At 44.8% G+C, this 13,446-nt stretch carries 11 protein-coding genes; 9 read left to right on the top strand and 2 right to left on the bottom strand.

All coding sequences use genetic code 11. The annotated features are described in order from the left end of the window. Window positions 1–54 precede the first annotated feature (54 nt). The gene (locus ASF99_RS13230; RefSeq protein WP_326937832.1) at window positions 55–507 is read left to right on the top strand and encodes a helix-turn-helix domain-containing protein; all 453 of its coding nucleotides are present in this window, start codon (window positions 55–57) and stop codon (window positions 505–507) included. A 63-nt stretch (window positions 508–570) separates the two neighbouring features. On the opposite strand, the gene ASF99_RS13225 is transcribed toward ASF99_RS13230, so the two are convergent. Continuing rightward, complete coding sequence (locus ASF99_RS13225; protein WP_041255214.1) at window positions 571–819, bottom strand: hypothetical protein; 249 nt, start codon at window positions 817–819, stop codon at window positions 571–573. A 110-nt stretch (window positions 820–929) separates the two neighbouring features. Between ASF99_RS13225 and ASF99_RS13220 the strand changes: the two genes are divergently transcribed. The 7 genes from ASF99_RS13220 (at window position 930) to ASF99_RS13190 (ending at window position 9,635) form a co-directional block, all read left to right on the top strand. Next, window positions 930–2,165: a UDP-glucose dehydrogenase family protein gene (locus ASF99_RS13220; RefSeq protein WP_055969261.1), complete on the top strand. Its 1,236-nt coding sequence runs from the start codon at window positions 930–932 to the stop codon at window positions 2,163–2,165. A 73-nt stretch (window positions 2,166–2,238) separates the two neighbouring features. After that, complete coding sequence (locus ASF99_RS13215; RefSeq protein WP_055969257.1) at window positions 2,239–2,646, top strand: hypothetical protein; 408 nt, start codon at window positions 2,239–2,241, stop codon at window positions 2,644–2,646. 230 nt (window positions 2,647–2,876) lie between these two features. Further along, window positions 2,877–4,220: an Ig-like domain-containing protein gene (locus tag ASF99_RS13210; protein ID WP_055969255.1), complete on the top strand. Its 1,344-nt coding sequence runs from the start codon at window positions 2,877–2,879 to the stop codon at window positions 4,218–4,220. 831 nt (window positions 4,221–5,051) lie between these two features. Beyond that, the gene (locus ASF99_RS13205) at window positions 5,052–7,799 is read left to right on the top strand and encodes an Ig-like domain-containing protein (RefSeq protein WP_055969252.1); all 2,748 of its coding nucleotides are present in this window, start codon (window positions 5,052–5,054) and stop codon (window positions 7,797–7,799) included. 184 nt (window positions 7,800–7,983) lie between these two features. Continuing rightward, entirely contained in the window at window positions 7,984–8,295 is a 312-nt protein-coding gene (locus ASF99_RS13200; protein ID WP_055969250.1) for a hypothetical protein, read from the top strand. Between the two features lie 76 nt (window positions 8,296–8,371). Next, the gene (locus tag ASF99_RS13195; protein WP_055969247.1) at window positions 8,372–8,632 is read left to right on the top strand and encodes a hypothetical protein; all 261 of its coding nucleotides are present in this window, start codon (window positions 8,372–8,374) and stop codon (window positions 8,630–8,632) included. 346 nt (window positions 8,633–8,978) lie between these two features. Beyond that, window positions 8,979–9,635, top strand: a complete 657-nt coding sequence (locus tag ASF99_RS13190; protein WP_055969244.1) for a tyrosine-type recombinase/integrase — start codon at window positions 8,979–8,981, stop codon at window positions 9,633–9,635. 235 nt (window positions 9,636–9,870) lie between these two features. Here ASF99_RS13190 and ASF99_RS13185 read toward each other — a convergent pair whose 3' ends face one another. Beyond that, window positions 9,871–10,947, bottom strand: a complete 1,077-nt coding sequence (locus tag ASF99_RS13185) for a YheC/YheD family protein (RefSeq protein ID WP_055969241.1) — start codon at window positions 10,945–10,947, stop codon at window positions 9,871–9,873. Between the two features lie 286 nt (window positions 10,948–11,233). Here ASF99_RS13185 and ASF99_RS13180 point away from each other — a divergent pair, with 286 nt between their 5' ends. Beyond that, window positions 11,234–12,994 (top strand): hypothetical protein, encoded by a 1,761-nt coding sequence (locus ASF99_RS13180; RefSeq protein ID WP_156357210.1) that lies wholly within the window; start codon window positions 11,234–11,236, stop codon window positions 12,992–12,994. The last annotated feature ends 452 nt before the right edge of the window (window positions 12,995–13,446 follow it).

Below are 13,446 nucleotides of genomic sequence, written 5' to 3'. Positions count from 1 at the left end.
GGATGTGTGTTGATTGACACACACGCACACATATGCGCATAATAGTAGTATCAAATCATAGGAAAGAGGGATTCGATGTTGACGACAAAACAGATCAGTGAATTGTTACGGGTATCGGAAGAGACGGTCCGGCGCTGGATTCGAACAGGGGAATTGCACGCGGAGCAGGACGGCAAAGGCTATCGTGTCGATGAATTGGCGTTGAAACGGTTAGTCGATGAGAAATCACAGATTCCGGGAACGGCATTGAACAAGATTCTCCCGATCATCCAAGACATGTTCGGACCGGAAGCAGCCCAGTTCGCGAAGTCGAATGTTTTTGATCCACTCCAAGCGACGATGCAATCGAGTGAGACGACGGCAACACCGGAAGCCTCGAAAGCTTCGATGGAAGCGGAACTCGCGCGCTTGAAACGGAAGAAACGTCGCCTTGAGCTCGAACACGAATTAAAGTTACTCGATATCGAGGAACAGATCGCGTCGATGGAACGTAAACAACAATCCTAAAAGCAAAGCGCACGTAGGGGCATCTCCCTCGTGCGCTTTCGTATGTAAGAGGAAAAGACGCCTTCACTGATCCGAAGGCGTCTTTTTGACGGAACGTTGTTTACGTTTCCAGTACCAATAGCCGAGCCCGAGTGCGATCGGGATGGCCGCCAAGTACGGATTGGCTTCGATATATCCAATGATCTCAAATAACGCGAACCATCCACTGATTAAACCAAGGACGAGTAAAATCGACCGCAGGACTTCTGGAAGCTTACGGATCCGATACGCGAAGAGACAAATGAGGCTAAAAATGATGATCGCCACATGCATTCCTCCATTCCGTACTCAGTATAGCGTATTCGGAAAGCTTTTTCGATGCACAAATCGGCTTTCCTCCCGTATAGTGAAGACAGAGAAAAATGGACAAGGACGTGATGGAGATGCAAGCAACAGTGATTGGGACAGGATATGTCGGACTCGTCACCGCGATCGGACTCGCAGAAAACGGGCATGAGGTGACGTGTGTCGACTTGAATGCAGAACGGATGGAACGGTTAACGCAAGGGGTCGCACCGATCACCGAAGAAGGAATCGAAGACGCGCTCCGCCTCAATCGCGAACGCTTGACGTTCACGACGGACTATCCGGCGTCCGACTTGTACTTGATCGCCGTCGGGACTCCGGAACGGGCAGACGGTAGCTGTGATCTATCGGCTGTCGAAGCGGTCGCACGTTTGATCGAAGAAACGCGCCCGGGAGCCAGTGTCATCGTCAAGTCGACGGTGCCACCGGGAACGACAGCACGCTTGCAAGACGAGCACCCGACGTTACGCTTTGCGATGGTGCCAGAGTTCTTGCGTGAAGGAACGGCCCTTGCGGACAACCGTCAGCCGAGCCGTTTGATCATCGGAACGACGGATGCTACTTTTGCAAAAACGGTCGAGCAGTTATTTCAAACGACAGCTCCGGTCGTCGTCGTTGATCCAACGACAGCGGAGTTGACGAAATATGCGGCGAACAGTTTCCTCGCTGTCAAAATCAGTTTCATTAATGAAATCGCCCGGCTTGCGGACGCAGTCGGTGCCGACGTGACGGAAGTCGCTCACGGGATCGGACTTGATCCCCGGATCGGTTCTGCCTTCTTGCGAGCAGGTGCCGGTTACGGCGGGTCCTGTTTCCCGAAAGACATCGCCGCATTGACGACGCTTGCGCGCACGCACGAGACGACACTGCACGTCATCGAAGCAGCTGACCGGACGAACGAAGCCCAGCTCGATTACGTCCTCGCGAAGATCAGACCGGAGCGGGAAATGCGTGTCGCGCTGCTTGGTCTTGCCTTTAAGCCGGGAACGGACGACTTACGGGACGCACCAGCCTTACGTCTCGCGGAACGGCTCGAGCAACTCGGTGTCGTCGTCGTTGGCTATGATCCGGCGGCGCGGACATTGCTTGACCAGAAACCGACGCTTGAAGAAGCGTTACGCGGAGCGGACGTCGCCGTCATCATGACGGAGTGGCCGGAGATGAAGACGATGGCGCCGGAACTGTTGACGCGCGTCATGCAGACGCCACGTTTGATTGACGGACGGAACTGTTGGCAGTATGTCGATGCCCCAGCAGGCGTCGCCTATGAAGCGATCGGACGTCCGGGAAAAGAATTTTCGAACAAACGTTAAGCGCGACCTGTCATTAGGGATGAGACCAGTCATGGTGTCATCCCTATTTTGTTAGACGAAAGGACGAAGCGACATGCAGATCGATTATTTCGCGGTTCAACCGAGTGGTCCAAAGGGAGCGCTCGAGGCACACGTGTTATATCCCGGATGGAATCAACGACAGAACGAAGAGTGGGAACGGGCTGTCCATTACGGGGCGGGACTGATCCGGATCCGTCAACGGGGAACGGAACTCCGAATTCCGATCGAGTTCGGATTCGGCTATGTCCTGCAGTACATACGTCAGTTCATGGAAGCCGAACGCAAGGGCGGCAGCATCCGCCAAAAGATGCAAGCGCAGATCGACTGGATCGCGGAAGGACTGCCGGTTCGTTTTAAGCGCGAGAAGGAGACGATCGTCGTCACGGCAGAACGGAGCCATGCCTTTGCCGAGCGTCCGTTTCTCGAAGCACTGGAAAAGTCGATGTATGTTCTACCGTGAGCTTTATAAGAAAGGGTCTAATGAAAGGTAGTCAACGCGTCGGAGAAGAACGCTGTGATCGGGCGAACACTAGCAGGTCTACTTTAAAAAGAAAGCCCGCGTGGCTTTCTTTTTTTGTTATCGCTGATTTTTAAGAACCGGTTCCCATCCTCCTGAAAAGAACAAACCTCTTCCATCAGGTGGTTTCGTATACTGAGGAAGGCATGATCTAAAAACGAGGAGTGAAAGCGATGAACGGAATACGTATGATCTGGCGAGCGAGTGTGCTGAGCTTACTACTGATCATTTGGTCAGGTGGTGCGGTCGAAGCGGACGGTCCACTCGTATGGGATCAACCGGTATCCGGTGTACTAAAAGCCAACGAGTCAGCGAAGTATGATCTCACCGTGACGCGTGCAAGTAAGCTGACTGTCGACGTCAGTGGATTCGGTGAAAATACACGCGTGACCTTACAGGATGAGCGTGGTAAACAAGTTATCTATCAGAGTTTAACGAGTGACGGCGTCAGACCGGCGCAAGCTGTTCTGTCTGAATACGTGGAGCCAGGCAACTACCGTCTGATCGTATCGGAATACATCTTAAGTAAGCGACCGGCAGCCTACACGCTTCGTGCGACAGCGGAAACCATCACGACGGATGATCGGGAACCGAACAACGGTACGCTAGAAGCGCAAGTCTTACCGTTTCAGCAAGCGGTTCGTGGAATGCTGTCTGCTCAAGATGAAAAAGACATCTATCAAGTGAACGTTCCAAAAAACGGCAAACTGTCACTAGCCATCGATACATACCTGCGCGGCAACGCAACGATTAGTCTAACGGACAGTTTAAACGAGAACGTCTTCTCGAGCTATCTCGTCAGTGAAGAGAAGTCGCCGGGAAAATTCCGTCGAGCGGTTTATGTCGAAGCGGGGACCTACTTCCTGACCTTGTCACGGACGAGTACACAAACCGGTCGTTATCAGGTCCAGGCAGCGATGCAACCGGTAACGACGAATGAACAGGAACCGAATGACGGAGTACTCGAGGCAACACGTCTATTGTTTGCGCAAGGCTACAGTGGTCTGCTGACGTGGCAGGATCATCACGATTACTATCGCGTGACGCTGCCGAAAAAGAGCCAGGTAACGTTCGATGTCACAACGATGATTGATCCGTCTATGACGATTGAATGGACGGACCCGATGAACAAGTCGCTCTATTACCGAAGTCTGAGCGGAAGTGAAAAGACACCAGGGAGATGGAAGGACAGTCTTGAACTTCCAAAAGGCACCTACTACTTCCGGATTGAGAGTACGTACTACAGCGGATACTATCATTTCCGGATGACAGCGAGTCACCTGTTCCCAGTCTTACAGATCAATCCGGTGAAGGTCGGAGCGCGACAGATTAGCGGGACGACAGAGAAGAACGCCACGGTACGATTAACGATTGACAAGCGTACGTATACTCAAAAAGCGAATCAAACGGGTCGCTTCACGTTTGCGATCCCAAAAGCAAAGCGTGGCACAGAGATCACTATCTCTTCTGAGAACCGATACGGGAAAACAACGAAGCAGATATACGTGACGCGCTAATCATCTCGCTAATCATCTATAGAAAGAACGCATTCCTGACAGACGAGGAATGCGTTTTCACGATTTCGACACAATTTGTGCGTAGGGACAATCAGGGGAAAAGCGATGAAAGGATCAAAAAACATCTGAAAAAATTTTTTTTGATCTCTTTTGTATCGAAAATCAGAGCGTGACTTTCGAATCATTTCCGCGTTTTTTAAAATCGGACTAAAAGCAGAGAAGTTAGTCTAGCTTTTTTGATAAAAAAATCATTCGACACCCAGTCGTGAAAACGTGTCACTTTTTGTCGAAAAAAAGGTGTTTTTTAACAGTAGGGTAACCGGAAAATCATTTTCCATAAGACACCATGTAAAAAATTTTTAATAAGACCATTAGATTGCATTTTAGTTACAAATTTAGGGTTGTTGAAATGAAACACTTTCGGTATATTTATTCTTGTAGGTCGAGACAACTGGTAAACAGTGGGATTAACCTGCAAATTCATGAAAAACGATTTTTCTTCGAGAAATCGTTAAACATTGGAGTATCAGGTGTCGATAAGGAATATGGAATGACGATTACATACTGATTCGATAGAAAAGGAAAAATTAGGTTACTAATATTACCTATTTTATCTAATTATCAATTTTCGTCAGGACGTAAGACTTCTTCCTTTATCTGACTTGGATTTGAAATACAATTGAAATTTTGTTGGTAGAAATAGCAACTCAATTACCATTGTATGGACGAGAAAAGGCTGGGTGAAGGAGATCCTGAAGTTTGTCTTTTGTCTTTTATTGGAGGCAAGTCGTCAAGTCAACTAGTAGTTTAATTAAGGGAGGATTTTTACACATGGGCACGAAGAAATCGAACAAATTATACGCTGCAGCAGCTGCTCTTGCAGTGACAGCTTCAGCAGTAGCACCAGGCCTTACGGCGGATGCTGCTACGAAAGTCACAGTTAAATCTGTTACAAACCCAGCTTCAATCTCGCACTACGGTGGTTACACATTCGCAGTGAAAAAATTGTCACTTCCAAAAACGGTTAAAGTATTGCTTTCAAACAAGAAATACGAAAACCGTTCAGTCAAATGGGGCAAAGTCTCTTACGACAAAAAATACATCGGTAAATACCAAACGATCTCTGGTACTGTTTCAGGTACTACGAAAAAAGCTTCGATCAAAGTGAAGTTGAACAACTACCCAGTTGACGTTGTTGAGCCAAAGCTCGCTCCTGTCGCAGTTGGTGAGAAACTCAACCTTCCTTCAACAATCGACGTGAAATACAAAGACGGTAAAGTCATCGCTCGTTCTGCTAAATCTTTCAACCTCACGGCTGAAAAAACAGACAAAGCTGGCATGATGAAATTGTCTTACAACTACATGGGCAAAAACTCTTCAATCAAGGGTTCAATCGCTTATGAAGTCAAAGCTGCTGAAATCACAAACGTCATGAACGAAATCAAAGACGATATGCTTTCAGTTTCTGCTGACGTTAAATACCCAGCAAAAGATGCTAAAGCAGAAGTTCTTGTTTATGCATTCAAAGACATGACTAAAGAGCCAATCAAAGTTGCTGCTGAACTCAAAGACGGCAAATTGACTGCTAAATCAGCTGTACTTCCAGCTGGAACTCACGCATTCGCAGTTAAAGTCGGTGAAGTTGTTTCACCTGCTAAAGACTTCGTAATCGAAGCTCCAATGGTTAAAGAAGTTAAGGCGATTAACGCTACTCAACTTGAAGTTGCGTTCAATAAAGCTGTAGATGCTAAATCAGTATTCGCTGATGGCGTATCAGGTACATTAGCAACTGGAGTTCTTAAATTCCGCTCGATCGACTCTGTTACAGACGGTACATTAACTGGTAAATTGAGTGAAGATGGTAAGACATTAGTTGTTACTTCAACTCAGTTGCTAGAAAAACGCTACGATGTAGAAGTTGATAAAGTAAAAACTGTTACTGGCGTATCTGTAGAAAAGTTCGGTAAAATCTTAACAATTGAAAAAGATACTGTCGCACCTTCAATCGTTGGTACTGAACGTGTTACTGCTACAAAAGTAAAAGTAAAATTCTCTGAGCCTATGACAAGCGCTGGTTCAACTACATTCAAACTTGCTGACGGTACTGTTGTTTCTGGTATCACTGGCGAAGGTGTACTAGTTGATGGCGGTATGGCTGTTGAGCTTGACCTCTCGAACACATCTGTTCCAGTTGGTAAAGAAATCATCGCTACAATTATCGGTGCAGCGGATAAAGCAGGTAACTTGTTAACACCAAACCCAGCTACAGTATCAATCCAAAAAGGCGATAAAGATGGCGTCGCTCCAACTGTTTCTTCTGTAGTTCAGTCTGGCGCTAAAACTTTTGAAATCACTTTCTCTGAAGCACTTTCTTCTAAGCCAGCAGTATCACTTGATGGCGTAATTGTTTCTGCAGCAAACGTTTCAATTGATTCTAAAGATGCTAAGAAAGTTACTGTTGATGCTGGTGCAGTATTGACTGGCGACAAAGTTGTCACAATCTCTGGAGCTGTCGATGGTAGTGGCGAAGTACAAGCTGCGACTAACCGTGTAGTTAAATTCGTTAGTGATACTGTTGCACCTAAAATTGTTTCTTCTGCTGTAGTTGTTGATGCAACGGAGAAAGCAGAATACCTCGAATTGACATTTGATAAAAATGTTGATCTTGGAGCTACTCCACGTATTGATGTTGAAAATAGTTCTTATGTTAAAGACTATGTAACAACTTCAATCGCAGGAGCTGATCTTGGTCCAATCGCTATCGATTATAAAGATGCGAAAAACAAGAAAGTTCTTCGTGTGAAATTAGATACATTACTCGGAACTACAACTGATGTAGAAGGTGCAAAATATGCATTGAACTTCTCGCTTACTGGAGTAACTAGTGAGTTCAACGTGGCTGTTACTTCTGGAACTTCATCATTTACACGTGGAAAAGACGGTGTCGCAGCTAACACGACAGTTCAAACACTTGCTTCTTCAACTCCAATCGTTCAATCATCTACAAACAACAGTGAAATCGTTGTAACGTTTACTGAAAACGTTGATGCAGCTACTGCAACAAACGCAGCGAACTACATCGTAGGTGGTGCAATTGTTGAATCAGCAACAGTAAACTCTGCTAATACTAAAGCAGTTACTTTGAAATTAAAAGCAGATTCAAACACATTCACTGGAGCACGTAACGTAACTGTTCAGAACGTAAAAGCGGCTGGATCTTCTGTTGCTATGAACACTGCAACTCTTCCAATCACATTGAAAGAAAACGTTGCTCCTACTGTAACTGCAAAATTAGGTGCAGACCTCAAAACAATTACACTTACTTTCAGTGAAGTTGTAAATAATGACGTAGAAAAAGATTTCGACGTTTACTCTGAAACTACTAAATTAGCTGGAAATGAAGCTGTTGTTTTAGATCCTACGACTAAGAAGTCTGCAACTATCACTTTGACAAATGTTGTTAATGCTGACCAGTTGACTAAAGGTATCTCGTTAAAAGCTCTTCCAACTATCGATATCGTTGATGAAGCTGGTAACAAACTTTCAGTTGGCGATAAAGTCGCTATCTCTAACAACTAATTCCTTTCTTCTTGTGTAAAAATCATCTTCCTATGATTTTTATACTTGATAATAAAGACCCATCATTTGATGGGTCTTTTACTGTACTCTCAAATATATATTATTATCTTGTATGACTTTGCCAAGAGCATTCATTCCAATCGGGAGTGAATGCTCTTTTTTATTTGGAGAAAGGAGGGGTACTTTGGATAAAAGAATTGGGTTTGTCGTTCGGATCAAGCAACTGTTTGGTAAAGTAGTAGCCGTCGATGAGGTCGGAATAGAGTCTTACCTGTTCGAACATTCAGAGATTGATCCGTCTATTGTTCCGTCGGAACATCTATCTTTGCTTCCTGATCCTATACAGTTCGATACATTCGTGTATGTCGAGGAAGAGGGAAAGGAATGGATGGCTGGAATGGGCTATGACCCGATCACCTATCGGTTGGTCTATGAGGTATGGCTGTGTAATGGAAGAACGATTGCCTACGAACTATACGACGTATCGAAGTCATGATGAGGATTGACTAGGAATGAATACGCTCTATGTGTATGTAAAAGATGCGATTCCAATACCGAAGGAGGAGATTAGAATGCGGAAGTATCATCGGGTAGTGCTTGGAGGAAAGGACTATTATCGTCAATATGATGAGACGCTAGACTGTTACGAAGGAGAATTACTGACAGAAGAGGATGTCTTCGAGCAAGTATTAGAGGATGTCGTACAAGATGTCATTCACGTCGATCAATCACGTGTCCAACGAAGTATCAAGAACATCACGGATGAAGATGACCGGCTAGTCATTCAGTCTTACGTCGAATATCTAGAACGTGTCGTAGAGCTTTTCGAGTGAAAAGGTCTTTTTTATTTGTCCTGTTTTGGGACTCGACGTAGCAAGTTGCGGAAATATTCTTGTCTGTGACTCCTGACTGTTCATTAAGACTGCTGGGAGTGCGGAACGGAAGAAAAGTGTTGTATACCAACGATTTTGGTAGCTATTCAGTAAAGGAACAGAATACAAAAGTAGAACTGACGGGAGTTTCGAGGGGACGTCCAGTAGAACTGTAGGGAGATTTCCCGTTCCCCGATTCTGTTTGCACTGGATATAGAGATGTATCTCCACCTAGAGAAACGGGGATTCGGGAATTTTCGTCTTCTTATCCCCGAAACCCCGAAAATAATCGAGAGGGGATGGACCCATGACATCGGGAATAGCAAACGGGGAACGCGAATCCTTCCGACGATTCCTCTATGAACAAGGACGACAACCGAGTACGATTGCTAGCTATGTCGCAGAAGTCGAGAAGTTCAGTGGAAGAGGTATTTTTTCTTCTCGGGATGATATCCTATCGCACAAACAATGGCTTCTCGATCAAGGAAGAAAGGCAGCGACGATCAATAAATTTCTCAATGCGATGACTGCCTACAATGATTTTCTGATGGCACAAGGGAAGCTGGATCGACGATGGATTTTCTGGAGTGACCGGATCAAGGTGGCACAAGGAAGTCATCAAGTCGATGTCTTGACGGAAGAAGAATTTCGTCGGATCCAACAGGTCTTACCGTCCCTGTCCTTTCGGAACCAGTCACTGATTCATCTCTTACTCTATGCCGGACTCCGTGCCAGTGAGCTGGTCGAACTGCGGATGGGACAGATCGACTGGATCGGACGAAACATCGAGGTCCATGGGAAGGGAGATAAGGTCCGTGAGGTCCCATTACGCGAAGATACATTACGTTGTATACGTCAGTATGTGGAAGAGGACAAAAAGAAGCATCGTCATACGTTCGCGACACGATTGACACAGAAGCATGTTGATATCACCGTCATCAGTCGCTTGCTCGGGCATCATTAGATCGAGCAGACGAATCGATACTACATCCAGACTTCGAAAGAAGAGAAACAACAGGCAGTAGAGCAACTCTGAAAGTAAAGTCTATTTTAGGGAAAAGAAAGAATTAAAGAATAATTATATGCTTCGAATAGTAAGTAGGATTGACGCCATTAATAAGAAATTTAGAAATCTTAAGTAGTAAAAGACCTGAATCATCAACTTTATATTCAAGTCTTTTTACTGTTTGAATAAAAGTTTATTGTCCGACTTTAAAATAACGACCAAATCGTTGTTCGATAGGAACGCCTACAATCGCTTGCGATACAGCATCAGCAAACGGAAGTAACGCTGCTGCTCGACGTTGTTCCCGCTCTTCCTTATAAGCTATGATCTCTGGTCCTGTGTTGGCTTCAAAGAATCGAAGGGTGAATGTTTCGTCTAATGCAAAATCAAGAGCCAGCTCCGGCAAGGTAAAAGGATACAAAGCATCGATGGCCTTCGCTAGTAAAAGACTTTGCTCAACGAGTGCACGGTGCATGAAGGTACCTTCAGGGTGTAACGATTGAAGAAACGCGTCAGCTCGTTCTGTCTTGTAGCCACTTAAGTTCGTGATGAACCGTCCTTTTTTTGCAACGTCCGCAATGGAAGCGAGCACCGTCCATTGGCCGGAGGCATCTCGAACTAAGTGCGTGCGCAGATGAAAAGTTTCGCCGCTTGTCGTGCGTGATATCACAAATGGCTGCATGATGTAGTTGCCTTGTTCGGCTAACGAAAGAATTAATGTTCGCAGTTGTTGATAGGTATACACATGACGCTGATCTTGGATGGTTACAGAATATCCTACCCCCGCCGCTTTGGTAATTTTATATATTCCTGTTCCTTTAGAAGCATTCGTTGGTTTTAAGACGGTGACATTGTGTTTCTTCAACTGTGTTAGAAATTGATCGAATCCTGTTAATCGTTCGGTTGGAATGAATAACGTTCCCCACGATCCCGCGTCTTCTAGTTTTTGTTGAAGCACATACTTATCATCAATCAGGTGAAAGAAATGAGGAATGACTTGCTGAAGGCATAGATCCTCTTCGGGATGCGCTGACTGTGAGGGAACAACACAGTTCTCATTTAAGAGTAAAGGCGGAAACGGAATCGATTGGCGACACCATTCTCCATCATATACTTCTGCTTGAATGATTTGAGCATCAAAATCAACATCTTCGATCGTACAACTGGCGACCTGTTGTCCTAAATGCTGAGCATATTCGATGTAATAATGTAATCGTTCTTTTGGTAGAATCATGCGAGGTGATTTTACATTGTTGAATAAAACAATCATTCGATTCAACTCCCTTAAAATACTTCATGTTATTACCATTATTGTATGTCATGTCAAAGTAGAATGGTTAGAAAAATTGAGTCGAAAAATGATTACGTACTGGTCTCCACTCGCTTAATACGTACGTTTTTAATGCATTCCAATTAACAAATAAAAGGAAAGCGCTTTATCGACAAAATCATTTTAAGTGATTGTAAATATTTTCTTTTGTTTTAAAAAATGGAATTTTATTATCCTTGAATACGTTAAACTATGAATGAAAGTTAGACGAAAAAGGATGATAGGCATGAGAAAAATAATGATGGCTTTACTTGGGGGAATCATATCTTTTGGAGGAGCATTACCTGTCGCAGCAGAAGTCGCTCTACCTTTAACAGGATCGTTCGGGTTATCGGGACAGTTTCAAATCGTCAAAGGACAAGAACGTGTTTGGGAGTGGTCTTCCTATCAACAACTGAGTCTGATTGACCTTCAAAGTGGAGAACGCATTCAGTCGCTCTCTGGTAGGGAATCATCGATTGAAGGATTCGATGTCTCGGACGATCAAACACAACGTGTCGTAATAAAACAGGGAGTGCTTCATGTCTACAATGCTTTTGGAACAAAGCTTCAAGAAGTATCGGAGATTGTCGACAAGGAAGACAAGATTACTAAGTTCGTGGACGTCCAGTTCATTCCGAATACGCATACGGTCGTTTTACTAGCGAAGAATGGTGGGCACTGTAAACTTCTTTCGTATGATTTAGATACGGAGCAACTCATTAGTAGTCGTGGAACCAGTCCATATGGTCAATTGTTAACCGCACGCAATCATGTTGCTGTCGTCTATTCGTCTGCTGTATATCTCTATACCGCTGACTTGACGTATATAGGCGTCATCCATGCGAGAGAAGAAGATGGTATCGAGGCATTTGACATGAATGACGAGGGACTTCTCGTCATCGGAGAACAGGGAGTACCACAGCCCGACGTCTACGATTTGAATCATGGTCTTGAAAAGACACAGACGAATGAGCAGTTTGTGATGGGAAGTGACGTTTCCTACAGTGACATCGCGATTGACGAGTCAGGAACTTTTATTGCGGTTACCTCGTCCGGAAGTGATCGCCCCTTCTCGTTATTTGAACGAGAGACGGGACGGCGTATTCATACCTCGCTCGACCACAATCAAGATTTTTCCTATCAATCAGGTGTCGAACTCAGTAACAAAGCACGTTCCATCATTGTCGAAGGATCTAACCAGACGAACATCTACAGTGGAAAAGCATTATCGACACGACCGATTGCGATTCAGATACCGAAAGCCCGTCAACGCATAGATCGAGGGGCTTCAGAAACGTTAGCACTTGAAGTCACGCGAGCTGACGGAAAGACTTCGCTCGTCAAAGTAGGTGTCAACTGGGAGACAGATCATCCAGAAGCAGCCTTCATTCAATCGGGGAAACTGCACGGTGAAGCAGAAGGAGACTATACCCTATCCGCGACCTATGAGGGGTTCACGGCGACTGTCACCGGTGTGGTCGCACCGCCGAAGCTGTCGTCGCTAAAAGATATACCGTGGTTAGAGCGTCACCGCCAATCACTGCTCGATTACCAATCGTTTGAAGGCTTACCGGTCCTGTCCTCGTCCTATTCGAAGCTCAAAGAAACGAAGGGGAAGATGATCATTCCAAAAGAGAAGGTGAATATGAACGGGAAATGGAAAGGAAGTGTCCTTGCTTCACGGTATCCACGCCCCTTAGAACATCAGCCGAATCAAATCGAGTTGCTAACGATGCTCCCAGCGCTTGAACAGCGCTCGATTTCGAAAAAGGAGATTCAGTCCATCTTTGGTAAACCAGTGACCTCAACAACGTACGCTCCTTCCATTTCGCATCAGTTTTCAAAGTCCGATAAGACATTCGCGAAATACACCATCAAACGTGTCGATCGCTATCGCTTGAACGATCTCTCCGTAGAAACCTATTTTGATAAAAAGGATACGGTACGATTCATCACAGTGAGTAAGCAATCCTCTAAAAAAGGGAACAAAAAGATTTCATCATGAGACTTTCCGATTCTTGAATCAAATACATGAAGCAGGTGGCGTAGACATACGTCACCTGCTATTTTATTTCCAAAAAGAAGTATTCATTTTTTGAATTGAAGGACGGGAATCTTGCAGAAGAATATACGATTGTCGCGAGCCCTTCTAACTCACGAAATGTATTAGTACCGGTGGATCATACAGATTACAAAGTTGAGGCAGCATCATACTACTGGAAGTGACGCAAAGCGATTTCTAGGATTCTATCTTGAAAAAAGCAATATGTAAAAATTACGATGCCGGGGTTTTTACTTTTTTCTATGTCCGATTCAAAATCTTATGGATTTCATGTGTCCACCACACCTTATGGTGATGAACCAAATATTATCTTTTATTTTAAAAAATGGAATTTTATCATTCTTTGATTACGGTAAACTATGGATGGAACGTTAAACAGGAAGAGGATGATGAAA

Origin of the sequence: Exiguobacterium sp. Leaf187, assembly GCF_001423925.1 — a bacterium.
In the GTDB taxonomy this organism is placed as follows: Bacteria; Bacillota; Bacilli; order Exiguobacteriales; family Exiguobacteriaceae; genus Exiguobacterium_A; species Exiguobacterium_A indicum.
Note: the sequence above shows the minus strand (reverse complement) of the source record. Positions and strands in the feature narration are given on the sequence as shown.

What these genes read in the sequence shown, in the direction of transcription:
- ASF99_RS13205 (WP_055969252.1), top strand. Translation starts at nt 5,052, where the DNA reads ATGGGCACGAAGAAATCGAACAAATTATACGCTGCAGCAGCTGCTCTT.
- ASF99_RS13220 (WP_055969261.1), top strand. Translation starts at nt 930, where the DNA reads ATGCAAGCAACAGTGATTGGGACAGGATATGTCGGACTCGTCACCGCG.
- ASF99_RS13185 (WP_055969241.1), bottom strand. Translation starts at nt 10,947, where the DNA reads ATGATTGTTTTATTCAACAATGTAAAATCACCTCGCATGATTCTACCA.
- ASF99_RS13195 (WP_055969247.1), top strand. Translation starts at nt 8,372, where the DNA reads ATGCGGAAGTATCATCGGGTAGTGCTTGGAGGAAAGGACTATTATCGT.
- ASF99_RS13180 (WP_156357210.1), top strand. Translation starts at nt 11,234, where the DNA reads ATGAGAAAAATAATGATGGCTTTACTTGGGGGAATCATATCTTTTGGA.
- ASF99_RS13190 (WP_055969244.1), top strand. Translation starts at nt 8,979, where the DNA reads ATGACATCGGGAATAGCAAACGGGGAACGCGAATCCTTCCGACGATTC.
- ASF99_RS13210 (WP_055969255.1), top strand. Translation starts at nt 2,877, where the DNA reads ATGAACGGAATACGTATGATCTGGCGAGCGAGTGTGCTGAGCTTACTA.
- ASF99_RS13225 (WP_041255214.1), bottom strand. Translation starts at nt 819, where the DNA reads ATGCATGTGGCGATCATCATTTTTAGCCTCATTTGTCTCTTCGCGTAT.
- ASF99_RS13215 (WP_055969257.1), top strand. Translation starts at nt 2,239, where the DNA reads ATGCAGATCGATTATTTCGCGGTTCAACCGAGTGGTCCAAAGGGAGCG.